General features: G+C 41.3%; 1 protein-coding gene. It reads right to left on the reverse strand.

Going from position 1 to position 780, the window contains the following annotated elements:
- Window positions 1–645 (reverse strand): hypothetical protein (locus tag A3756_RS22470; RefSeq protein WP_156490699.1); only part of this gene is annotated, 645 nt, incomplete at its 3' end.
- Window positions 646–780 lie beyond the last annotated feature (135 nt).

Consider the following 780-nt stretch of genomic DNA (forward strand, 5'->3'; position numbering starts at 1 on the left):
ATCATTAAACACTGTCAACATGGGAGGGGCTAAAGAACGGTACTCTTGTTGAAATAGACCACATTTGCAAGCTTCTATTGCCGGCCAATCTAATGCTTTGATCTTATTTAGTACATCTTCTTTGGATAAACAGAATGATAACTCGTCTGCAGATCCAGAAAATGAGGCGATCGATACTAGATCTTCGGTCTCGTATTCATCACCGTGTTTTAGCCTGTAGGTCTGCGAGTACTCAAAATCCTTTGTGTTCAAAGTTTGTTGAAAATGAATAGCATATCGAAGCAGGGCATAGAGCAAAGCATCGAATGCACGAGGTACAATAAAGTGACGGAGCGCATGACTTTCAAATAAGGGAACGATAGTGAATGCTTTGACGAGTCGTTGTATAAGCGTGTAGCAACCAGCCCATCCGGTTTGTTTAAGGAACAGAGGGGTCATCTCTTCTAAGCTTTTCTCCAGCACCTTAGCACTGTGGAAGTGAGACGTTAATGTAAACATAAGCATTAGCCATACGCTCAGTGCGAAACAAATAGGGCAAGGTGGCGATAACGCCTGGAAATGGTTGATCGAAAGATATCGATAGGATTGAATTGAAAGCAATCGATGCTGTTTAAGCAAACCGCTAATTAATTTCAGACGTGACATACCATACTCTAAGACTAACGTTTCTAAATCGTGAATTTGCTCAAAATATCGGTCACGATGTGCTTCTGTATCATACGACTGAAGATAAAATGTGACGCTAGAAATTTTGCTCACCTCAACGCCATGAATTGCTCT

It is taken from the genome of Oleiphilus sp. HI0086, assembly GCF_001635225.1.